Origin of the sequence: Curtobacterium sp. MCLR17_036 (assembly GCF_003234445.2) — a bacterium.
Taxonomy (GTDB): domain Bacteria; phylum Actinomycetota; class Actinomycetes; order Actinomycetales; family Microbacteriaceae; genus Curtobacterium.
Genome location: NZ_CP126269.1, coordinates 571,773 through 593,232 on the forward strand (window position 1 = coordinate 571,773; position 21,460 = coordinate 593,232).

Sequence of the window (21,460 nt, forward strand, 5' to 3'; positions counted from 1 at the left end):
TCAGTAGAATCGGGGGGTACCGCACAAGTCTGCCATGTCACCGCGAAGGACTCAGCATGCCCAACCCGTACGCCGAAGCCGGAGTGGACACCGCCGCCGGTGACCTGGCCGTCGAACTCATGAAGTCCGCGGTCGCGGCCACCCACACCACCTCGGTGCTCGGCGGCGTCGGCGGCTTCGCCGGGCTCTACGACGTCTCCTTCCTGCACGCCTACGACAAGCCGCTGCTCGCCACGTCGACCGACGGCGTCGGCACGAAGGTGGCCATCGCGCAGGCCATCGACAAGCACGACACCATCGGCCAGGACCTCGTCGGCATGGTCGTCGACGACATCGTCGTGGTCGGTGCGAAGCCGCTGTTCATGACCGACTACATCGCCTGCGGGCGCGTCGTGCCGAACCGCATCGCGGACATCGTCGCCGGCATCGCCCGCGGCTGCTCGGCGACGGGGACCGCCCTGGTCGGCGGCGAGACCGCGGAGCACCCGGGCCTGCTCGGTCCGGACGACTACGACGTGGCCGGTGCGGCGACGGGTGTCGTCGAGGCCTCCGCCGTGTTGGGCGCGGACCGGGTCGAGGACGGCGACGTCGTCCTGGCGATCCAGTCCTCGGGGCTGCACTCGAACGGCTACTCGCTCGTGCGCCACATCCTGGCGTCGCGCGGCATCGGCTTCACCGACCAGCTGCCCGAGTTCTCCGGTCCGGAGTTCGGCGGTCAGGTCTCGGTGGGCGAGGCCCTGCTCGAGCCCACCCGCCTGTACACGTCCCCCCTGCTCGACCTGCTGTCGTCGCACCCCGGCGCCGTCCACTCGCTGTCGCACGTCACCGGCGGCGGCATCGCGGCGAACCTGGCGCGTGTCCTGCCCGTCGGCTCGTGGGTCGAGGTCGACCGGTCCGCCTGGCAGCCGCTCCCGGTCTTCCGCGTGCTCGCCGACATGGCCGGGACGCCCATCGAGGACACCGAGGGCACCTGGAACCTCGGCATCGGCATGTTCGCCGTCGTCTCGGCCGCCGCGGCCACCGACGTCATCGCCACACTCGGCGCCGCCGGGCTGCCCACGTGGCCGGTCGGCACCATCGCCACGAGCGCGCGCGACCTGGACGGCTTCGAGCAGGGCGCCAAGGGCGTCGACGGCGGCGCCGTGCGGCTGGTCGGGAGCTACGCGGTCTGAGGCGCGTCGGGCGGGGTCGTCTGGCCCGTCTGGCTGGAAGCCGCCTGGCCGTCTGTCGGCCGCGGTCGGCCGAGGTCGCACAACGTGCCGCTCGAGCGCGTTCGACCCGGCAGGTCGTGCGACCCCGGCGGTCGGCCGGCGGCACGTCGTGCGACCCCGCGGGGCCGGGGCCGGGGCCGGGGCCGGTGCCGCGGCCGGGGCCGGTGCCGCGGCCGGGGCCGGGTCGGGGCGCCGGTGAGGTCGCACTTCGTACCGGAACCTGTCGGCGGATGCGGTCCGGAGTGCGACCTCAGCGGACGTCGTGCGTCGCGTGGGCGCGAGGCGGGGCGTCCCAGGTCGACACCGGGCGGTGAGGTCGCACTTCGTCCGGGAACTCGTTCGCAGATGCGGGCCTGAGTGCGATCTCAGCGCGTGGCGACGGCACGGCACGGGCACGCAGAAACGCCGCGCTCCCCGAGGGTGCGCGGCGTGACGGCAGTCGACGTCAGGCGGACTTGTTCTGGTCCTGCTCTGCGTCGTACTCGTCGACGTCGTCCTGGTCGGAACCGTACTGGTCCGCCCAGCGGTCGACGAGTTCGTCATCGGAGTGTTGTCCGGCGGAGAGCTCCTGCTCGAGTGCACCGTAGTTCGTCTGCGGGCTGAAGTACTTCAGCTCACGGGCGACCTTGGTGTGCTTCGCCTTCTGACGGCCGCGCCCCATGCGTGACCCCCTCGTTCGGCTCTGGTCCGGTCCTGGCGAATGACGGAGGATCACTCGGGGAACCAGACGGTTCGTGGTTTGAAATCTGCCGATGACTCTACCATGTACCTCGATCTGGACGTCGCCGTGACTGCAGGCGTGCACAGGAGAATCGAAGTGATGACCGAACCTCGCGACAGCCCGGTCGACCAGCGTGCCCGCGTGGTCGTGATCGGTGCGGGGCAGGCGGGTCTCTCGGTGGGATACCACCTGCGCCGCCTCGGCCTCGTGCCGGGCGACGACCTGGTCATCACCGACCGCGCGCCGAGCACGGGCGGTGCGTGGCAGTTCCGGTGGGAGGCCCTCCGCCTCGGCGCCGCGCACCGCGTGCACGACCTGCCGGGCATGCGGGCGATGGGACTGCAGTTCGACGATGCGGATCGGTCCCGCCCGGCGCGGGACGTCGTGGCCGAGTACTACCGGCGGTTCGAGCAGCACTACGACCTGCGGGTCCGGCGTCCGGTCGCCGTGACGTCCGTCGAGCGCACGGGCGCTGACGACGGCCTCTGCGTGACGACCCGCAGCGCGGACGGCTCGGTCACCCGCATCGCCGCCGACGTCGTGGTGAACGCCTCGGGCACGTGGGGAACCCCGTTCGTGCCCTGGTACCCGGGGCGCGACGCCTTCCGCGGCCGACAGCTCGACACGACCGAGTACCGCTCCGCGGGCGAGTTCGCGCGGCAGGACGTCCTCGTGGTGGGCGGCGGGACGAGCGCGATCGGGTTCCTGCTCGAACTCGACGGCGTGGCGCGGTCGACCCGGTGGTTCACGCGGCGCCCCGTGGTCTGGGCGGAGTCGGCCGCGCTCGACCTCGAGTCCGCGGTCGCCGCGGTCGACGAGCAGGACCGCGCGGCCCGCGCCGGCGAGGTCCTGCCGAGCATCGTCAGCGGCACCGGCGTCCCGGTGTCACGGCGCATCCGGGCCGGCATCGACCGCGGGGTGCTCCGCGACGAACGGGTGTTCACCCGGATGGACGAGACCGGCGTGGTGACTGCCGACGGCGAGCACGTGCACGCGGACGCCGTGATCTGGGCGACCGGGTTCCGCGCGGACCTGCGCCACCTCGCGCCGCTGCGGCTGCGGACCGCGGCGGGCGGTGTCGTCGTCGAGCAGGGGCGGTCGGTGGACGAGCCGCGTCTGTTCATGGCGGGGTACGGGCCGCAGGCGTCGACGATCGGGGCGAACCGAGCGGGTCGGGTCATCGCCCGGCAGGTCGTGGACGCGCTGGCCGCCCTGCCGCGAGCCTGAAGCAGCCAGCAGTCAGCAGCCAGCAGCCAGCAGCCAGCAGCCAGCAGCCAGCAGCCAGCAGTGACGAGGCCGGGCCCGGGACGGCGACCGCCCAGCCGTAACGGCGCCGGCGACCGCCCAGCCGTAACGGCGCCGTTACGGCTGGGCGGTCGCCGGCGACCGCCCAGCCGTAACGGCGCCGGCGACCGCCCAGCCGCGACGGCGTCGGCGACCGGCCAGCCGCGACGGCGTCGGCGACCGGCCAGCCGCGACGGCGTCGGCGACCGGCCAGCCGCGACGGCGTCGGCGACCGGCCAACCGCGACCGCGTCGGCGACCGGCCAACCGCGACGGTGCCGGCGACCAGCCGGCCGCGACGGCGTCCGGCAGCGCCACGAGGGACCGTCGCGCGCAGTCACGCGGCCCCGCCCCGCCCCGACGGGCTCAGGCGGGCACGGGCTCCTCGACGCCACGGCGTCGGCGGGAGGCCCGCAGGACCACGGCGTCGAGCGAGAACCGGCCCGGTCCGGTCAGCGCCACGGCGAGCGAGGCGACGGCCAGCACGAGCACGTACTCGAACCCGCCGTCCTGCGACCAGAACCCCGAGGACGCGTGGGCGAGCAGCCCGGCGACGACCATGTCGACCGCGAGCAGGACGCCGACGACCCGGGTCGCGACGCCGAGCACCAGGAGCGCCCCGCCCACGAGCTCGAGCCCGGCCACGAGCGGTGCAGCCAGGTCGGCGAGGGGGACACCCATGCCGGCGAAGCCCTGGGCCACGTTCGGGATGCCCTGGGCGAACTTCTGGGCGCCGTGGGCGATGAACACCACGCCGAGGACGATGCGGAGCGCGGTCAGGCCGATGGAGGTCGATGTCGTTCGCATGCGGACGACGGTAACGGGTGACGCGTCATCGATGCCCCTCGTCCGGGGGTCTGCCCGGACTTCACCAGAACACCCCCAGGCAACGGTCCGCCGAACGGCGGACCGGCACGTGGACCGGTCCACCAGAGGAGGGGTCGATCAGGAGTCGGTGCCGCGGCCCGTCTCCTGCTGCAGGCGGTCGATGTTCTCCGACGCCTCGGCCTTGGTGAGGTCGGCGGGGAGTTCCTCGCCGGCCTCGCGTGCCAGGGTGTCGAGGTAGCTGCGCTGCGGGCCCGTCATGGGCTCGTCGCCGGTGACCCACTGCTCCGGGTCCTTGCTCGCGGTGGTGGACGGGTCCGGGCGGGCCCCGCCGATGGTCTCTTCTGCGTCACTCATGCCCCGGACGCTACGCCGCACCTCCGACGCCGCACGCAGCCCCCACGTCCCCCGCGTCCCCCGGTGAGCGGGTCGATCGCGGGCTCTCAGACCGGGACGGCGGTGTAGCGCACCAGGTCGGGGCCGACGGCGCTCGTCGCGATCGGGACGACGCTGCCCTGCCGGTGGATCCAGATCGTGGCGGCGCGCTCGTCGATGCGCTCCACGGGGTGCAGGGCACCGTCGAGCAGCACGGTGGCGGAGACCGCGACCCGGCCGCTGGCGGGACGCGGCGGCAGGCCGGGCACGTCGTCGTCGTACGCCGCGTACTCGCCGGGCTGCAGGAACGGGGACACCGGGGCGGTGACGACCTCGAGTCCCTCGTCCACCTCGGACACCGCGACCAGGCGGACCGCCTGGTCGGTCGGCAGCGGCACGTCCACGACGGGTGCGTCGTCGGGACCGGCCAGTGCGCGGAAGGCGGGCCGACCGTCGGGGGCGAGCCGTGCCTCCAGTCCGTCGATGCGGACGCGGCCGCGGCCCCGTGAGTCGGCGTACAGGCCGGGCGTGATGCCGGACTGCCGTGCCTCTGGCCGGGAGACGACCACGCGGTCCGGGCGGTACCAGTCGCGGAGCGTCGCGGGGTCCACCCAGCCGACGCTCGGGACGCCCCGCGTGAGCGCTGCCGAGTCGTCGGCGGCACGTTCGTCCAGCGCGCCGAGCGGGTGCTCGCCCCGCACCGCGACGAGGCCCTCGTGCGGGCTGCCCGCCGGCGGTTCGTGGTCGAGCACCTCGACACGCTTCGAGACCTTGCCGCCGTGGCCGTCGAACGTGGCGAAGGTGCGCAGGTCGGTGATCGTCATGACGTCAGATGCTACGACTCGTCGCCACGGCGCGGGTGTGCGGGGACGAGGGCCCGGATCTCGCCGGTGGACAGCGCGGGGTCCGCGCCCTCGGCGGGGCCGGCCGGACGCGTCGCCCGGCGCGGCTGCAGGCTGTTCCGCTGGGCCGAGCGGAGCAGGCGGTCCTGCGGTGCGTCGGTCGACGTCCTGCGGAGCGGCGGCCGGACGGGCTCGCCGCGGCGTTCCTGCCCGGGCAGCGGACGGGACCGGCGGCCGTACAGCAGCTCCGAGGAGTCGAGCAGCCACGGCACCAGGGCGACCGTCACGCCGTGCACGAGCAGCAGCTTCTTGCGGATGCGGCGGCCCCGGTGGTTGTGGAGCAGCCCCTCCCACCAGTGCCCGACGATGAAGACGGGCGTGTAGACCGTCACGACCTCGGAGCCGTGCTCGAGGCGGTGCGCCTTGATGTACTTGATGAGCGGCATCGAGATGTCGCGGTAGGGGCTCGGCACGATGGTGAGCGGGACCTCGAGGCCGAACTCCGCCCACTGCGCCCGCAGCCGCTGCGCGTCCGCGTCGTCGATCGCGACGTGGAGCGCCTCGATGCTCGCGTGCTCGGCGGCGACGGCGTAGTCGAGCGCCTTGAGCACCGGCTTCTGCAGCTTGTTCACCAGCACGATAGCGTGATCGCCGGTGGCACCGAACCGCGTCTCGACGTCCGCCTCGATCTCGTGCGAGACGTCGCGGTAGTAGCGGTTCAAGCCGAGCATCAGCACGTAGAGCACCGGCATGATGAGGAAGACGAGCCAGGCGCCGTGCGTGAACTTCGTGATCGTGACGATGACGAGCACGACGAACGTGAAGCTCGCGCCGACGGTGTTGATGAGCCGGGAGCGCACGACCTGGCCGCGGTGCATGGGTTCCGCGGCGGTGCCCGCCCGGTCGGCCCGCAGCAGCCGTGTCCAGTGCACGACCATGCCCGTCTGGCCGAGGGTGAACGACACGAAGACGCCGATGATGTAGAGCTGGATGAGGCTCGTGACGTTCGCCCGGTACACCACGAGCAGCGCCGCGGCGACGAGCGCCAGCACGATGACGCCGTTCGAGTAGATGAGCCGGTCGCCGCGGGTGGACAGGGCCTTCGGGGCGTAGGAGTCGCGCGCCAGGATCGAGCCGAGCAGCGGGAACCCGTTGAAGGCGGTGTTCGCCGCGAGGAGCAGGACCGCCGCGGTCGTCGCCTGGATGACGAAGAACAGGACCGAGTCGTTGCCGAACGTCGCCGCCGCGATCTGCGCGATGAGCGAGCGCTGCGGCGTGGTGGCGCAGTCCGCGAAGCCCTGCAGGTCGCAGGCGCGCTCGGCGTAGTGCACCTGCGACACGAGCGCCAGGGTGATGAGCCCGACGAACAGGACGATCGCGATGCCGCCCATGGCGACCAGGGTGGCCTGTGCGTTCCGGATCTTCGGACGGCGGAACGCCTGCACGCCGTTCGCGATGGCCTCGACGCCGGTCAGCGCCGAGCAGCCCGAGGCGAAGGCGCGCAGGAGCAGCAGGACGAACGCCGCCTGCGTGGTGTGCTCGACGTTGTCGACGGTGTACCCGGCCGACTCGGCGACCGGCGCGTGCCCTGCGGCGACGCGGACGAGCCCGGTGACGACCATGACGAACACGCTCGCCACGAACAGGTAGGTCGGGACGGCGAAGGCCTTGCTCGACTCGCGGACCCCGCGCAGGTTGGTGGCGGCGAGGAGCACGACGAACACCAGGGCGAGCTCGACGCGGACGCCGTTGAGCACCGGCAGCGCCGAGATGATGTTGTCGACGCCCGAGGCCACCGACACCGCGACGGTCATGACGTAGTCGACGAGCAGCGCGCTCGCCACCACGAGCCCGGCCTTCTCGCCGAGGTTCCGGTGGGCGACCTCGTAGTCGCCGCCGCCGGACGGGTACGCCTTGATGAGCTGCCGGTACGACGCGACGACCACCACGAGCAGCAGCACGACGAGCGCGGCGACCCACGGGGCGAACGTCAGGAACGCCATGCCGCCGAGCAGCAGGATCATGAGCAGTTCCTGCGGCGCGTACGCCACCGAGGACAGCGGGTCGCTCGCGAAGATCGGCAGGGCCAGGTGCTTCGGGAGGAGCTGTCCTTCGAGCTTCTCGGAGGGGAGGGGATCCCCGATCAGTCGCGCTTTCAACGACCGGATCTCGTTCGTCACGAGCGGCAAACCTACTCAGTTCCGGGCGCGAGTCAACACGGGCCGCAGGGCACGTATTCCCGGATCGGCGCAGCGGTTCCGCGGACGGTGCACGGTCGGGTCCGACGTTGACGCTGGGGCAACCTCTAGCGTGTCCTGCATGAGCGATCCGTCAGACATGGAGGGCGTTGCTGCGAAAGCGCCGCACGGCATCGCCACGGTGGCGCGTTCCGCCGGGGTGTCGAGCCGCACCCTGCGGCACTACGAGGCCGTCGGTCTGCTGCCGCCGACCGCGATCGGCGACGGCGGCGTCCGGCGCTACGACGACCGCGCGCTCGTGCGGCTGCAGCGCATCCTGCTGCTGCGCGAGCGGGGACTCGGTCTGCCCGCGATCCGGGCGCTGCTGGACGAGGCCCCGGACGACGACGCCGCCGTGCTCGCCACGCACGTCGCGTGGCTCGAACGGGAGCGGGACCGGCTCGCGCGACAGCTCGCCGCCGTGCGCACGACCGTCGCCCGGCTCGAGCGCGGCGACGCGCTCGAGCCCGCAGGCGTGTTCGACGGGTTCGCGCCGCTGCGGTAGCCGGGTGCACCGGTGCGGCGCGCGTGCGCGCTGTGCGCTGGTGCCGCTGTCGGTCGCGTCCGGCAGGTCGCGGAACATGGCTCCGACGCGGCGGACGGGAGGCTCGGCTCCTGTCCGCCGCGTCGGCTGGCGGTCTCAGAGGGACTTGCGCAGGGCCTCCAGGCCGTCGCGCAGGCGCGTCACTGTGTCCGGACCGAGCGTGCCGCGGGTCGCGCGGCGTCGCAGGTCGGCGCGGACCTGCTGCCGGAACGACGACAGCGCCATCTCGAGTTCACGCAGGGCACGGGCGCCGTCCGACGGGACCGACTCCGGCTCGGCGGCCGGGGTCGCCGGGTCCGGGGTCTCGGCCGAGGCCGCCAGGTCCGCACGCAGCGACCGCATCGCCTCGCCGACCGAGGCGCGGACGCCGTCCGCCAAGGACTTCACCGAGTCGGCGACGCCGGACTGCACCGCGGTGACCTCGTCGGCGCGGGCGTCGAGCTCGGCGCGGCCGGCGTCGGTGATCGCGTAGACCGTCTTGCGGCCGTCGGCGGTCTTCGTGACGAGGCCGTCCTCCTCGAGCTTGGCCAGCCGCGGGTAGACCGTGCCGGCGCTCGGCACGTAGGTGCCGCCGAAGCGGTCTCCGAGGGCCTGGATGAGCTCGTACCCGTGCATCGGGTGGTCGGCGAGCAGGACGAGCAGGTAGAGGCGCAGGTGGCCGTGCGCGAAGACGGGGCTCATTCGTGCACCGCCGTCGGGTCCTGCGCCTGGTCGGCGGCGCCGTCGGAGGGCAGACCGGCCGGAGCGGGGACCGGCGGTGCGTGCACCACCGCGATGTCACCGGACACGGACTTCACGCGCAGCTCGAGCCAGCGGCCGGAGAGTTCCCCGCCCTGCTCGACGTGGGTGCCGCGCACACCGCGGATCTCGGCGTCGTCGAACTGCAGCCTGCCGGTGGCCGTGCTCACGGTGGCCTGGTACGCGACGCCGTCCTCGAGGCGGACGCTCACGCGGCCGGACACGGTGTTCACCCGGGCGGACTCGGGCACGCCGTGCAGGTCGAGCACGACGTCGGCGGAGACGCCGTCCGCCGAGAAGCGGGAGATCGGGCCGGTCGCGACGACGTCACCGGAGACGGTGCGGACCGTCAGTGCGCCGTCGAGCTCGCGGACCGTGGTGGTGCCGGACACCGCGTTGACGGCGACGTCACCCGCGACGCCGTCGACCACGAGGTCACCGGTCGCCGAGTTGAGGTTCGCGCCGCGGTTCGTCCCGGACAGCAGCGCGCCGGCGGACACGACCCCGAGCGTCACCGCGACGTCGCGCGGGACCAGGATGCTGACGTCCGCGGTGGGCTTGCCGCTGAAGGACCGGACGAAGCCGACCGGGTCGTCCCACCGGATCTGGGGGTGGTCGACCGTCAGCGTGTCGCCGTCGACCTCGATCTTCAGGGCCTTGCCGGACACGCGGTGCACCTCGACCCGTGCCGTGGGCTCGTCGTGCGCGACGACGTCCACCTGACCGGCGACGAGCCCGACGCGCAGGCGTCGGACGATGCCGGTGTCGATGACCTTGGGCTCCTCGACGAGCCACTTCTCCTGTGCCATGTTGTCTCCTCGAACTCGCGATGTATCGCGTCGTGGAGGACACGTTATGTCGCGTTCCTGGGAACCGCTCGGGTGCCGGCGCGGTCACGGGCCGGGAGCAGGAGCGTGCGGCGCGGCGGGCGCCCCGGACACCCCGGGCGCGGCCGCTGTGCGGGCCTGCCGCTCGGGGCTCCAGGGGAACCGACGGAACAGCGGCATGATCGGCTGCACCATCGGGCCGATCGCGAACGCGGCGACGACGGTCCCCACCCCGACGTCGCCGCCGAGTACCCACCCCACGACGACGACCGTGACCTCGACCAGGGTCCGGGCGAACCAGATCGGCCAGCCGAGCCGTTCGTGCAGGCCGACCATCAGCCCGTCGCGGGCCCCGGTGCCGAAGCCGGCACCGATGTAGAAGGCGGTGGCGACCGCGAGCAGCACGAGGCCCGCGGTGAACAGCGCGATGCGGGGGAGGAGTCCCTCCGGCTCCGGTACGGCCCAGAGCACGAGGTCGGCGCTCGGGCCGATGGCGAGCGCGTTGAGCAGCGTGCCGATCCCCGGCTTCTGCCGCAGCGGGATCCAGAACAGCAGGACCACCCCGCTCGACACGATCGTGATGACGCCGAACGACCAGGGCACCACGTGCTCGAGCCCCTGCGTCAGGACCGTCCACGAGCTGACGCCCACGACGGCCCGGACCTGGAGCGCGGTCGCGGCGCCGTAGAGGAACAGGCCGACGGCGAGCTGCACGAACCGGAGGGTCAGGAACATGGCTCCATCGTGGCGATGGATTGGACTGCTGGTCGAGAGCCAATCAGGCTACGGTGGACCCGTGACCCCCGTCCTGCTGAGCGCCCGATCCGCCGCCCTCCTGCTCACCGACTGGCGGGTCGCCACCGACGCCCCGGCGTACGAGGCACTGTCCGACGCGCTCCGCGTGCTCCTGATCGACGGCCGGGTCCCGCTCGGAGCCCGGCTGCCCGCCGAACGCGGGCTCGCGGTCGCCCTCGGGGTGTCCCGCACGACGGTCGCGAACGCCTACGCCCGACTGCGGTCCGACGGGTTCCTCACCTCGGTCCGGGGCTCCGGCAGCGTGGTCCGCCTGCCCCGGGAGCTCGCCGGGCGACCGGACCCCGAACGGCTCGGCGGGGTGGTCGACGGCGGACTCCTCGACCTGCGCAAGGCGGCCCTGCACGCGGCACCGGGGGTCGCCGAGGCGATCGACCGCGCGGTGCGCCACGTCCCCGCGGCGCTCGCCGGGATCGGCTACGACACCGTCGGCGACCCGGGCCTCCGCGCCGCCGTCGCCGCGCGCTACACGGAACGGGGGCTGCCGACGGACCCGTCGCAGATCGTCGTCACCATCGGCGCGCAGCACGCGATCGCGCTGCTCGCCCGCGTGCTCGTCCGCCGCGGCGACGCCGTGCTCGTCGAGTCGCCGACCTACCCACACGCGCACGAGGCCTTCCGCGAGGTCGGCGGACGTCTGGTCGGCGTCCCCGTGGACGCACGGACCGGGTGGGACGCGGCCGCGCTCGAGACGACGCTGCGTCGCGCCGCCCCGGCCGTCGCCTACGTCATGCCGGAGCTGCACAACCCCACCGGCGCGACCATGTCGGCGGAGACCCGCCGCCTGCTGCTGTCCGTCGCGGCGTCGGTCGGCACCGTCGTCGTCGCCGACGAGACCATGGGCGAGCTGCGGGTCGACGGCGAGGCGTCCGCCCCGCTCGCCGCCGCGGACCCCGACGGCACGTCGGTCGTGATGATCGGCTCGGCGGCCAAGGTCTTCTGGGGCGGCCTGCGGATCGGCTGGGTCCGTGCGGCGCCCGCACTGCTGCAGCGGCTGCTCCGCGCCCGCCCGACGGGCGACCTCGGCACCCCCGTGCTCGACCAGCTGGTCGCGCGCGAGCTGGTGCCGCGGACGGCGGCCGTCCTGGAGGCGCGGCGTGCGACCCTGCGTGACGGTCGCGACGAGGTCGTGGCCGCGCTCCGGACGCGGCTGCCGGAGTGGGACGTCCCGTCACCGGCGGGCGGGTTGACGACGTGGGTGGGGCTCGGCCGTCCGGTCTCCAGCGCGCTCGTGCTCGCCGCGCGGGCCGAGGGCGTCGTGCTCGCCTCGGGCGGGGTCTTCGGTCCGGACGGCGGGTTCGAACGCTTCCTGCGGGTGCCGTTCACGATGGGACCGTCGGACCGGGGGCGTCTCGTCGACGTCCTCGGACGGGCGTGGGCGCGCGTCGGCGGCGAGGCGACCGGCACGCGGGGATCGCTGGCCGCCGTGGTCTGAGCGTGTCATCCGGACGGTTGACCCGCGGGGGACGGACTCGACCCGGCGGATGATGTGCGGCGGGCGCCGGGCGGCGATCCTGGTGACGTGGACGCGACCCTGACCTCCGGCACCCGACCGACGACCTCCGGCGACCCCGTGCCGTCCGGGTGCCCGGCGGTGCCCGCGGCCGCCCGGGTCACGATGGCGCTGAGCGGCGCACTGTTGGCCGGGGTGGGCACGTCGTTCGGGCAGGCCGTGCCGGCGTTGTCGTCGGCGTCGAACTCGGCCGGACCGTGGTTCGCCGTCGCCGCGGCGCTCTGCCTGGCCGCCGGTGTCCGGGCCGGTCGGTCCGCACTGCCCCTCGCCATGGTGCTCGGGGTGGTGCTGCTCGAGCTCATGCACGTCGGCTACTGGGCCACCTCGAACCTGCGCGGGTACCCTGACTCCCTGTCGATCACGAACCCGTGGGTCCTGCTCGGGGTGCCGGCCGGGCTGCTCGCGGGGGCCGTCGCCGTGTCCGTGCGGTCCCGCGACGAGCGCTGGCGGGCCGGGGCGCTCGGCGTCAGTGCCGCCGTGCTCGTCGGCGAGGGCATCCGGGCACTGCTCCAGGTCGCCGCCACGACCGGACACACCACGTGGGTCGTCGAGGTCGTCGTCGGCACCGCGCTGCTCCTGCTCGGGGTCGGCACCGCCCGCACGCCGGTCGGCCGGGTCGTCGCGCTGGGCACCGGGGTGCTCGGGACGCTCGGGGTCCTCGGTGCGTACCTGCTGATCAGCGGCTGAAGCGCACGGCTGTCAGCGCCGCCTGCGAGGATCGGACCGTGCACCTCCTCTCGGTCTTCAGCCTCCGCAACCGGGCTCTCATCGCGCTCGTCACCATCGTCGTCGCCGTGTTCGGTGGGATCTCGCTGACGAGCCTCAAGCAGGAGCTCATCCCGAGCGTCGAGTTCCCCCAGGTGGCGATCGTCAGCGCCTACCCCGGGGCGACGCCGGAGGTCGTCTCGAACGACGTCGCGACCAAGATCGAGCAGGCGATCCAGGTCGTCCCGGACCTCGAGTCGACGACCGCGACCTCGTCGACCGGGCAGAGCGTCGTGTCGGCCTCGTTCGACTACGGCTCGAACCTGGCCAGCGCCGAGGACAAGATCCAGACCGCGGTGAACGCGCTGTCGCTGCCCGACTCCGTGCAGACGCAGATCGTCACGGGCTCGTTCGACGACCTGCCCGTGCTCCAGCTCGCCGTCACCGGCAAGGGCGACCAGGAGCAGCTCGTCGACCGCCTCAACGCGACCGCCGTCCCCGACCTCGAGAAGCTCGACGGGGTGCGCCAGGCCGACGTCTTCGGCAACCCGGGCCGTCGCGTCGTCATCACCCCGGACGAGGACGAGCTCGCCGCACGCGGCCTCACCACGCAGTCGATCTCCGACGCGCTCGACGACAACGGCACGCTCATCCCCGGCGGCACCATCACGCAGGACGGCTCGACCCTGTCCGTGCAGACGGGCGAGCGGATCGCCTCGGTCGCCGACATCGAGGCACTGCCCCTGACGTCGTCGTCCTCGTCGTCCTCCGACTCCACCGGCGCCGGGAGCGGCGCGGCCGACGCGACGGGTACGTCGGGCGCGACCGGCGCCCCTGGCGCGACCGGCACGGCGGACGGCAGCGGCGTGACGGGCGCGGGCAGTGCCTCCAGTCCGGGCACCGGCACCGGGACCACCGCGAGCGGCACGTCGGACGCGACGACCACGACGCCGACGTCGCTCGGCGACGTCGCGAAGGTCGCGATCGAGGAGTCGCCGCGCACCTCGATCAGCCGCGTCGACGGCGAGACCGCCCTGACCATCGCCATCACGAAGACGCAGGACGCGAACACCGTCGACGTCTCCGAGACCGTGAAGCAGGCACTGCTCGGCATCACCGCCAAGGTCGCGGGCGACCCGCGCTTCACCGTCGTCTTCGACCAGGCGCCCTACATCCAGCAGTCCATCGACTCGCTCGCCGAAGAAGGCATGCTCGGCCTCGGCTTCGCCGTCCTCGTGATCCTGGTGTTCCTGCTGTCGGTCCGGTCGACCCTGGTCACGGCCATCTCGATCCCGACGTCGGTGCTGCTGGCGGCCATCGGCATGCGCGCCGCCGGCTACACCCTCAACATCATCACGCTCGCGGCCCTCACCATCGCGATCGGCCGCGTCGTCGACGACTCGATCGTCGTCATCGAGAACATCAAGCGACACCTGCAACCCGGGGTCGACCGGGCGCAGGCCGTCCGCGAGGCCGTCCGCGAGGTCGCCGGTGCGGTCACCGCCTCGACCCTGACCACGGTCGCCGTGTTCCTGCCGGTGGCGTTCGTCGCCGAGCTCGTCGGCGAGCTGTTCCGTCCGTTCGCGCTCACCGTCACGATGGCGCTCGTGGCGTCGCTCCTCGTGTCGCTCACCATCGTCCCGGTGCTCGCGTACTGGTTCCTCCGCGCGCCGAAGGCGCACCGGCACGCGGTGGCGGAGGGCGACGGCGACGACGCCGCGACGGCGGCTGCGTCCGCCACCGGGTCCGCGTCGACCGGCGAGCTCGGGTCCGCCGCGGACCTGCACGACGCCGGACGGCCCGACCGGCTGCAGCGCGGCTACCAGCCCGTGCTCCGCTGGGTCATGCGGCGGCCGGCGGTCGTCCTCGTCCTGGCCGTCCTCGTGCTCGGCGGCACGGCTGCCGCGGTGCCGTTCGTGAAGACGAACTACCTCGGCGACTCCGGCCAGAACACGTTCACGGTCACGCAGGACCTCACGCCGGGCACCAGCCTGGCCGTGCAGTCCGACGCCGCCCGCAAGGTCGAGCGGGTGCTGCAGGACGTCTCCGGCGTCGAGACCGTGCAGACCACCATCGGGTCGAGCGGCCAGTCGATCCAGGCGGCCTTCGGCGGGGGAGCGTCGGCGTCCGTGCAGTACAACGTCACCACCGACGCGGGTGCCGACCAGACCACCGTGCAGTCCACGGCACGCGACCGCATCGAGGCCATCGACGACGTCGGCGAGGTCTCGCTGTCGTCGGCGGGCGGCGGCTTCGGCGGCTCGAGCGACATCGAGGTCGACGTCACCGCGCCGACCCAGTCCGAGCTCCGCACCGCGGCGCAGCAGGTCCTGCGCGAGATGCGCGGCGTCGACGGCACCACCGGTGCGACGAGCAACCTGTCCGCCGCCGAGCCGTTCCTGGCCGTCAAGGTGGACCGCGAGAAGGCCGCCGAGAAGGGGCTGACCGAGACCCAGGTCGGCGGGATCGTCGCCGCGGCGATCTCCCCGCGCGACACCGGCAGCGTCGAGATCGAGGACGCCACCCTCGACGTCTACATCGCCGCCCCCGAGCCGCCCACCACGGCGAAGGCGCTCCGGGGACTGTCGATCCCGACCTCCTCGGGCGACGTGCCGCTGTCCGACCTGGCGACCGTCGAACGGTCCGAGGGGCCGACCACGATCACGACGTCGAACGCGGCCCGCACCGCCACGATCACGGTCACGCCGGACTCGACGAACCTCGGTGCGGCCGTGCAGAACGTCACCGCAGCGGTCGACCGCCTCGACCTGCCGCGGGGCGCGTCGGCGTCGATCGGCGGCGTCGCGTCCAGCCAGTCGTCCGCGTTCAGCCAGCTGCTGCTCGCCGCGCTCGTCGCGATCCTGATCGTCTACGTGATCATGGTGGCGACCTTCCGGAGCCTGCTCCAGCCGCTGCTGCTGCTCGTGTCGGTGCCGTTCGCGGCGACCGGTGCGCTGCTGCTGCAGATCATCACGGGCATCCCGCTCGGGGTGGCATCGCTCATCGGGCTGCTCATGCTCGTCGGCATCGTCGTGACGAACGCCATCGTGCTCATCGACCTCGTGAACCAGTACCGCCGCAGGGGCCTGCGCGTCGCCGAGGCCCTGGTCGAGGGTGCCACCCGCCGTCTCCGCCCCATCCTCATGACGGCGCTCGCGACGATCTTCGCGCTCGTGCCGATGGCGATCGGGCTGACGGGCAAGTCCGGCTTCATCTCGCAGCCGCTCGCCCTCGTGGTGATCGGCGGCCTGGTCTCGTCGACCCTGCTGACCCTCGTGGTGCTGCCGGCGCTGTACTTCGTCGTGGAGCGGCGTGCGGAACGCCGGGCGGACCGGATCGCCGCCGGTCGGACCCGCAAGGAGGACCGTGCCCTGCGCCGGCAGGAGCGCGCCCGGGCGAAGGCGGCGGCGTAGCGCCGGCCCGGGTGCCCGCCGCCGGGGTCGCGCGGACTGCCGGCCGGCGGGCGGGCTCGACGTCGAGGTCGCACGGACTGCCGTTCGGCGGGCGGGCTCGACGTCGAGGTCGCACGAACTGCCGTTCGGCGGGGCCGCAGGCGACAGGTCGTGCGACCTCGGCGGCGGTCGTGCGGCGGGTCGTGCGACCTCGGTGCGGGCGGTCGAAGCCGGGCCGGCCGGTGCTGGGTCGGCCGGGATGCGTGACGTCGAGGTCGCACGGACTGCCGTTCGGCGGGGCCGCAGGCGACAGGTCGTGCGACCTCGGCGGCGGACGTGCGGCGGGTCGTGCGACCTGGGTGCCGCGTCGGCCGGAGTTCAGGCCGGCTGGCGCCGGGCCAGCTGCCGCCGTGTCGGCTAGCGTCGGTACTCGGCGTCCACGAGCGCGATGACGTCGGTCGGGACCGCGGGAACGCCGGCAGGCGTCCTGCCCGCGCGGTCGGCCCGCTCGTCGCGCTCGACCGCGCGGAACCAGGAGACCACCACACAGGTCAGCGTGATCAGGAACAGCACGCCGGCGACCTGCGACACCACACGGAGCTGCCCGCCGGACGCGGCCGCGTAGCCACCGAACGCCACCGCAGCGGTGAAGGTCAGTCCGAGGGACAGCTCGACGACCGTCCGCAGCGCAGAGTGCTCCCAGCGGGCGGCATCGGCGCGGGCAGGGCTCGTCGAGGTGTCGGTCACACCCGGAGTCTGACCCCGCCCGCGCCGCGAGGGCAGTCCCGAGTCCGGGTGCCACCCAGACGGGGCGGCCGTGCAGGAGCAGCCGGGAGGGGCCGGCCCGGAGCCGGCGCCGTCAGCCCAGCTCGGCCCGCAGGAACGTCACCACGCGTCGGCTCATGGCCTCGTCCAACTGCGCGATCGAGTGCGCCGAGCCCTCGACCGCGACGAAGGTCACCGGCACGTCGTGCTCGCGGAGCGTCGCCGCGAACTCCTGCGACTCCCACAGCGGGATGAACTCGTCGGTCGAGTGCCCGATGAAGAACGGTGCTGTGTCCGACGTCACGTGGTACTCGGGCGACGCCCGCACCGCTGCCGGGCACGCCACGTAGCTCCGGCAACCCAGGTACAGCAGCTGCTTCCGTTGGAACGAGGCGGAGACCCCGTCCGGCTCCGTGGAGCGCCGCGTCAGGTTGGTCGGCCCGCTCAGGTCGACCACGGCGCGGACCCGGTCGCCCTCGGCGAAGGCGCTCGACTCGTGGTCGGTGACGGCGAGCATCGCGGCGAGGTTGCCGCCGGCGCTGCCGCCGAACAGGCCGACGCGTTGCGGGTCGACGTCGTAGGTCTCGAGCGTCGCTGGTCGGAAGACGTAGTCGAGCGCGCGACGGACGTCGTCGAGGCCGGCCGGGAACGGGTCGGTCGGCGCGAGCCGGTAGTCCACGTTGAAGGTGACGAATCCCTCGGACGCCAGGTACTGGCAGACCGACCGGTACGCCGCGGTCGCCTTGTCGCCGTGCGACCAGCTGCCGCCGTGGATCATCATCACGGCCGGACGCCCGGTGCCCGGGCCGGCGGCCGCTGCCGCTGCGGCGTCGTCCGGTGCCGCGGAGGCACCGGCCGTGGGCGTCGCGGTCGGGGTCGCCGACGTCTCCGGCTCGCTGTCGGCGGGCAGGCACACGTCCATGCGCTGGAGCGGGTCGGCTCCGTAGGGGACGTCGGCGACCACGTCGATGCCGTGGTACTGCAACGACAGCGGGTAGATGACGCTGTCCGCGGTGACCGTGGTGTTCCCGTCGCCGAGCGGGTCCGTGCTGCACCCGGTCGCCACCCCGAGCGCCACGACCGCTGCGACGAGTGCGAGCACTGAGCGGCGGCCGGGGTTCACCGGATCAACGGTAGCCGCAGGCAGCGCGCCGGACGTCACCCGAGCGGAGGAAGGACAGTTGTCCACAGGCGGACGAGCGGGGCCACTGCTCGTCACCACGGTGGTGCAGGATGAGGGGCGACGCCGGACCGCAGGAGGACCCATGAGCAGTCGCAAGTCGTGGAACGCCGACCCCGAGCCGCTGTTGCGGGTCGAGCCCGGGTTCCGCCTCGACCAGGTCGACCCCGACGCGACGCCGGGCTTCCACGGACGCAAGATCGACGGGCTCGAGGCGCTCGCCGCCGGCTCCTCGCGGCTCGCCGCCCTGCAGGAGCGCCTGTACGCGGCCTCCACCGGCGGCGACGAGCGTCGCGTCCTGCTCGTCCTGCAGGCGATGGACACCGCGGGCAAGGGCGGCATCGTCTCGCACGTCGTCGGTGCGGTCGACCCGAACGGTGTGCACTACGCCGGCTTCAAGGCCCCGACCGCCGAGGAACGCGAGCACGACTTCCTGTGGCGCATCGAGCGGCAGCTGCCGCAGGCGGGGCAGCTCGGCGTGTTCGACCGGTCCCACTACGAGGACGTCCTCATCCAGCGCGTTCGGTCGTTCGCCGAGCCGGACGAGATCGAACGTCGCTACGGCGCGATCGTCGACTTCGAGCAGCGCCTCGTCGAGCAGGGCACGACGGTCGTCAAGGTCATGCTGCACATCTCGAAGGACGAACAGCGCGAACGGCTCGGCGACCGGCTCGACCGTCCGGACAAGCACTGGAAGTTCAACCCCGCCGACATCGACGAGCGGCTGCGCTGGGACGAGTACCAGGAGGCCTACCAGATCGTGTTCGACCGGACCTCGACGCCGCAGGCGCCCTGGTACGTCGTGCCGGCGAACCGCAAGTGGTACGCCCGGCTCGCCGTGCAGCAGCTGCTGCTCCGCGCGCTCGAGGACATGCACCTGTCGTGGCCCGCGGCCGACTTCGACGTCGCCGAGCAGCGGCAGCGGCTCGCCGAGTCCTGAGAGCGTGAGCGCGTCGTCGAAGGCCGGACAGGAGGCCCGGATCGCCCCCCGCGGACGGCCGCCGGTCCCCGCGGGGCTGGTACCGGCGCGTCCGGTCGCGTAGGATCGTCCGGTCGGCCTTCGACACCGTGACATCGTGATCACGGACTTCTGCTGGGTGTGTGTTGCTCGAGGGCTGGAATCACGTCGAATCGCGACGGGATGAACCCCCTCTCCGCAAGCAGCCCCCGCCGATGTCGCTGTCGGGCGCTGCGGTACGTTGCGCACCCGAGAAAGCAGTCATGGCCCCGTACAACAAGGGCGGCGCGGACAACCGCGCCTCCGACCGTGTCCGTCACCCGAACGGCACCCCCGCCGCTCGCAGCAGCAAGCACCGCGGCTTCCGCGCCGCCGACCCGTCGCAGCCGCGCCAGAAGCAGCGCTGGGACGCCGAGGAGCGTCGCGGCCGCTCGGCACAGGGCGAGCGTCCGGCCCGTCCGAACTGGGAGCCGCGCGACGCCGGCCAGCGCCGCGACGACCGCGCTCCGCGTCGCTTCGACCGCGACGACCGTGCCCCGCGTCGCTTCGATCGCGACGACCGTGCCCCGCGTCGCTTCGATCGCGACGACCGTGCTCCGCGTCGTGACGCCGACGACCGTGCTCCGCGTCGCTTCGACCGGGACGACCGTGCCCCGCGTCGCTTCGACCGGGACGACCGTGCGCCTCGTCGCTTCGACCGGGACGACCGTGCTCCGCGTCGTGACAGCGACGACCGCCCGCGTCGGTTCGACCGGGACGACCGTGCTCCGCGTCGCTTCGATCGCGACGACCGTGCTCCGCGTCGTGAGAACGACGACCGCCCGCGTCGCTCGTTCGACCGGGACGACCGCGCTCCGCGTCGTGACGCCGACGACCGTGCTCCCCGTCGCTTCGACCGTGACGACCGCCCGCGTCGCTTCGACCGCGACGACCGTGCTCCCCGTCGTGACAACGACGACCGCCCGCGTCGCTCGTTCGACCGGGACGACCGTGCTCCGCGTCGTGACGCCGACGACCGCGCTCCCCGTCGCTTCGACCGCGACGACCGTGCTCCCCGTCGTGACAACGACGACCGCCCGCGTCGCTTCGACCGCGACGACCGTGCGCCGCGTCGGTTCGACCGCGACGACCGCAGCGCCCCGCGCCGCGACTCCGAGCGCGAGGCTCGCTCCGAGCGCACGGGCTTCGTGCCGGCCGACGACGTCAAGCTCGAGAAGCTCCAGGCCGAGGCCACCGTCGCGGCCGACGTCGAGGGCGTGACCTTCGGCGACCTCGGCATCGGCGGCAACATCTCCCGCGCCCTGCAGGAGCTCGGCGCGTCGAGCCCGTTCCCGATCCAGGCGGCGACGATCCCCGACGTGCTCGCAGGCAAGGACGTCCTCGGCCGTGGCCGTACCGGCTCCGGCAAGACCATCGCCTTCGGTGCGCCCCTGGTCGAGAAGCTCATGGAGCACGGAGGCGGCACCAAGCGCAAGATGGGCCGCGCCCCGCGTGCGCTCATCCTCGCGCCGACCCGCGAGCTCGCCCTGCAGATCGACCGCACCGTGCAGCCCATCGCCCGCTCGGTCGGCCTGTTCACGACGCAGATCTACGGCGGCGTGCCCTACGGCCGTCAGGAGGGCGCGCTCGAGCGCGGTGTCGACATCATCGTCGGCACCCCCGGTCGCGTGCAGGACCTCATGAACAAGGGGAAGCTCGACCTCAGCGAGGTCATCATCTCCGTGCTCGACGAGGCCGACCACATGTGCGACCTCGGGTTCCTCGAGCCGGTGCAGGAGATCCTCTCCGCCACGGCCGAGGTCACCCCGCAGGGCAACCGTGCGCAGAAGCTGCTGTTCAGCGCGACGCTCGACACCCAGGTCGCGGCGCTCGTCGAGGAGTTCCTGCACGAGCCGAGCGTGCACGAGGTCGCGGGTGAGGACCAGGCGTCCTCGACCATCGACCACCGTGTGCTCGTGGTCGAGCAGCGCGAGAAGGACCGTGTCCTCGAGGAGCTGGTCGCCGGCGACGGCAAGACCATCGTCTTCGCCCGGACCCGCGCCTACGCCGAGCGCCTGGCCGACCAGTTCGAGGACGCCGGCATCCGCGCGACCTCGCTCCACGGTGACCTGAACCAGTCGCGCCGCACCCGCAACCTGCAGCTGCTCACGAGCGGCCGGGTGAACGTGCTCGTGGCCACCGACGTCGCCGCCCGCGGCATCCACGTCGACGACGTCTCGCTCGTCGTGCAGGCGGACGCCCCGGACGACTACAAGGCGTACATGCACCGCTCCGGCCGCACCGGTCGTGCCGGCAAGGAGGGCACGGTCGTGACGATCGTCCCGCGTGGCCGCATCCGCAAGATCGAGGGCATCCTCGAGCGCGCCGAGATCGAGGCGGACCTGGTGCAGGCCGCACCCGGCGACGGCATCGTGTCGGAGCTCGCTGCGCGGTAGTCGCGACCACACGACGGACGGGAGGCCTGGTACCAGCTGGTACCGGGCCTCCCGTCCGTCACATGGTGAGCAGGAACGGTCGGGTCGCGAAGTCGG

Annotated in this window: 18 protein-coding genes; 8 read left to right on the forward strand and 10 right to left on the reverse strand. The window is 73.2% G+C overall.

The features are described 5' to 3' along the window. Positions 1–56: 56 nt before the first annotated feature. On the forward strand, positions 57–1,172 hold the full coding sequence (gene purM / locus DEI99_RS02700; protein WP_111042749.1) for a phosphoribosylformylglycinamidine cyclo-ligase: 1,116 nt from the start codon (positions 57–59) through the stop codon (positions 1,170–1,172). 484 nt (positions 1,173–1,656) lie between these two features. Here the strand turns inward: purM and DEI99_RS02705 are convergent, their stop codons facing one another. After that, entirely contained in the window at positions 1,657–1,872 is a 216-nt protein-coding gene (locus DEI99_RS02705; protein ID WP_071256724.1) for a DUF3073 domain-containing protein, read from the reverse strand. A 159-nt stretch (positions 1,873–2,031) separates the two neighbouring features. Here DEI99_RS02705 and DEI99_RS02710 point away from each other — a divergent pair, with 159 nt between their 5' ends. After that, positions 2,032–3,159, forward strand: coding sequence for an NAD(P)-binding domain-containing protein (locus tag DEI99_RS02710; RefSeq protein WP_111042807.1), 1,128 nt, complete (start codon positions 2,032–2,034; stop codon positions 3,157–3,159). Between the two features lie 422 nt (positions 3,160–3,581). On the opposite strand, the gene DEI99_RS02715 is transcribed toward DEI99_RS02710, so the two are convergent. The 4 genes from DEI99_RS02715 to DEI99_RS02730 form a co-directional block, all read right to left on the reverse strand. Further along, a complete protein-coding gene (locus DEI99_RS02715; RefSeq protein ID WP_111042808.1) occupies positions 3,582–4,022 on the reverse strand; it encodes a DoxX family protein in 441 nt (146 codons plus the stop codon). A gap of 138 nt (positions 4,023–4,160) precedes the next feature. Beyond that, positions 4,161–4,397: a DUF3072 domain-containing protein gene (locus DEI99_RS02720; RefSeq protein ID WP_071256703.1), complete on the reverse strand. Its 237-nt coding sequence runs from the start codon at positions 4,395–4,397 to the stop codon at positions 4,161–4,163. Between the two features lie 86 nt (positions 4,398–4,483). Further along, on the reverse strand, positions 4,484–5,239 hold the full coding sequence (locus tag DEI99_RS02725) for a hypothetical protein (protein WP_111042809.1): 756 nt from the start codon (positions 5,237–5,239) through the stop codon (positions 4,484–4,486). A gap of 11 nt (positions 5,240–5,250) precedes the next feature. Then, the gene (locus tag DEI99_RS02730; RefSeq protein ID WP_111042810.1) at positions 5,251–7,446 is read right to left on the reverse strand and encodes an APC family permease; all 2,196 of its coding nucleotides are present in this window, start codon (positions 7,444–7,446) and stop codon (positions 5,251–5,253) included. Positions 7,447–7,576: 130 nt separating this feature from the next. On the opposite strand from DEI99_RS02730, the gene DEI99_RS02735 reads away from it, so the two are divergent. After that, on the forward strand, positions 7,577–7,999 hold the full coding sequence (locus DEI99_RS02735; protein ID WP_220037178.1) for a MerR family transcriptional regulator: 423 nt from the start codon (positions 7,577–7,579) through the stop codon (positions 7,997–7,999). A 135-nt stretch (positions 8,000–8,134) separates the two neighbouring features. On the opposite strand, the gene DEI99_RS02740 is transcribed toward DEI99_RS02735, so the two are convergent. The 3 genes from DEI99_RS02740 to yczE all read right to left on the reverse strand — a co-directional run bounded on the left by DEI99_RS02740 (position 8,135) and on the right by yczE (position 10,338). Next, positions 8,135–8,719 (reverse strand): PadR family transcriptional regulator, encoded by a 585-nt coding sequence (locus tag DEI99_RS02740; protein ID WP_071256691.1) that lies wholly within the window; start codon positions 8,717–8,719, stop codon positions 8,135–8,137. Then, positions 8,716–9,585: a DUF4097 family beta strand repeat-containing protein gene (locus DEI99_RS02745; protein ID WP_181434520.1), complete on the reverse strand. Its 870-nt coding sequence runs from the start codon at positions 9,583–9,585 to the stop codon at positions 8,716–8,718. Before DEI99_RS02745 ends, DEI99_RS02740 begins: the two co-directional genes overlap by 4 nt. A gap of 84 nt (positions 9,586–9,669) precedes the next feature. Continuing rightward, positions 9,670–10,338, reverse strand: a complete 669-nt coding sequence (gene yczE / locus DEI99_RS02750) for a membrane protein YczE (RefSeq protein ID WP_258369599.1) — start codon at positions 10,336–10,338, stop codon at positions 9,670–9,672. A 61-nt stretch (positions 10,339–10,399) separates the two neighbouring features. Here yczE and yczR point away from each other — a divergent pair, with 61 nt between their 5' ends. The 3 genes from yczR to DEI99_RS02765 all read left to right on the forward strand — a co-directional run bounded on the left by yczR (position 10,400) and on the right by DEI99_RS02765 (position 16,047). Further along, positions 10,400–11,851, forward strand: coding sequence for a MocR-like transcription factor YczR (gene yczR, locus DEI99_RS02755; protein WP_258369600.1), 1,452 nt, complete (start codon positions 10,400–10,402; stop codon positions 11,849–11,851). An 87-nt stretch (positions 11,852–11,938) separates the two neighbouring features. After that, a complete protein-coding gene (locus DEI99_RS02760) occupies positions 11,939–12,616 on the forward strand; it encodes a DUF6518 family protein (protein ID WP_111042813.1) in 678 nt (225 codons plus the stop codon). Positions 12,617–12,654: 38 nt separating this feature from the next. Then, positions 12,655–16,047, forward strand: a complete 3,393-nt coding sequence (locus tag DEI99_RS02765; protein ID WP_111042814.1) for an efflux RND transporter permease subunit — start codon at positions 12,655–12,657, stop codon at positions 16,045–16,047. Positions 16,048–16,443: 396 nt separating this feature from the next. On the opposite strand, the gene DEI99_RS02770 is transcribed toward DEI99_RS02765, so the two are convergent. Then, positions 16,444–16,773, reverse strand: coding sequence for a hypothetical protein (locus DEI99_RS02770; RefSeq protein WP_111042815.1), 330 nt, complete (start codon positions 16,771–16,773; stop codon positions 16,444–16,446). Between the two features lie 112 nt (positions 16,774–16,885). Further along, entirely contained in the window at positions 16,886–17,914 is a 1,029-nt protein-coding gene (locus DEI99_RS02775; RefSeq protein ID WP_146247186.1) for an alpha/beta hydrolase, read from the reverse strand. 142 nt (positions 17,915–18,056) lie between these two features. Here DEI99_RS02775 and DEI99_RS02780 point away from each other — a divergent pair, with 142 nt between their 5' ends. Both DEI99_RS02780 and DEI99_RS02785 read left to right on the forward strand, forming a co-directional pair. Next, positions 18,057–18,911, forward strand: coding sequence for a polyphosphate kinase 2 family protein (locus DEI99_RS02780; RefSeq protein ID WP_111042817.1), 855 nt, complete (start codon positions 18,057–18,059; stop codon positions 18,909–18,911). A gap of 281 nt (positions 18,912–19,192) precedes the next feature. After that, entirely contained in the window at positions 19,193–21,364 is a 2,172-nt protein-coding gene (locus DEI99_RS02785; RefSeq protein WP_111042818.1) for a DEAD/DEAH box helicase, read from the forward strand. Positions 21,365–21,460: the final 96 nt, after the last annotated feature.

Excerpts from the sequence above, each read along its gene's own strand:
- DEI99_RS02785 (WP_111042818.1), top strand. The coding sequence starts at position 19,193 with ATGGCCCCGTACAACAAGGGCGGCGCGGACAACCGCGCCTCCGACCGT.
- DEI99_RS02780 (WP_111042817.1), top strand. The coding sequence starts at position 18,057 with ATGAGCAGTCGCAAGTCGTGGAACGCCGACCCCGAGCCGCTGTTGCGG.
- purM (WP_111042749.1), top strand. The coding sequence starts at position 57 with ATGCCCAACCCGTACGCCGAAGCCGGAGTGGACACCGCCGCCGGTGAC.
- DEI99_RS02745 (WP_181434520.1), bottom strand. The coding sequence starts at position 9,585 with ATGGCACAGGAGAAGTGGCTCGTCGAGGAGCCCAAGGTCATCGACACC.
- DEI99_RS02715 (WP_111042808.1), bottom strand. The coding sequence starts at position 4,022 with ATGCGAACGACATCGACCTCCATCGGCCTGACCGCGCTCCGCATCGTC.
- DEI99_RS02735 (WP_220037178.1), top strand. The coding sequence starts at position 7,577 with ATGAGCGATCCGTCAGACATGGAGGGCGTTGCTGCGAAAGCGCCGCAC.
- DEI99_RS02740 (WP_071256691.1), bottom strand. The coding sequence starts at position 8,719 with ATGAGCCCCGTCTTCGCGCACGGCCACCTGCGCCTCTACCTGCTCGTC.
- DEI99_RS02705 (WP_071256724.1), bottom strand. The coding sequence starts at position 1,872 with ATGGGGCGCGGCCGTCAGAAGGCGAAGCACACCAAGGTCGCCCGTGAG.
- yczE (WP_258369599.1), bottom strand. The coding sequence starts at position 10,338 with ATGTTCCTGACCCTCCGGTTCGTGCAGCTCGCCGTCGGCCTGTTCCTC.
- DEI99_RS02725 (WP_111042809.1), bottom strand. The coding sequence starts at position 5,239 with ATGACGATCACCGACCTGCGCACCTTCGCCACGTTCGACGGCCACGGC.
- DEI99_RS02710 (WP_111042807.1), top strand. The coding sequence starts at position 2,032 with ATGACCGAACCTCGCGACAGCCCGGTCGACCAGCGTGCCCGCGTGGTC.
- DEI99_RS02720 (WP_071256703.1), bottom strand. The coding sequence starts at position 4,397 with ATGAGTGACGCAGAAGAGACCATCGGCGGGGCCCGCCCGGACCCGTCC.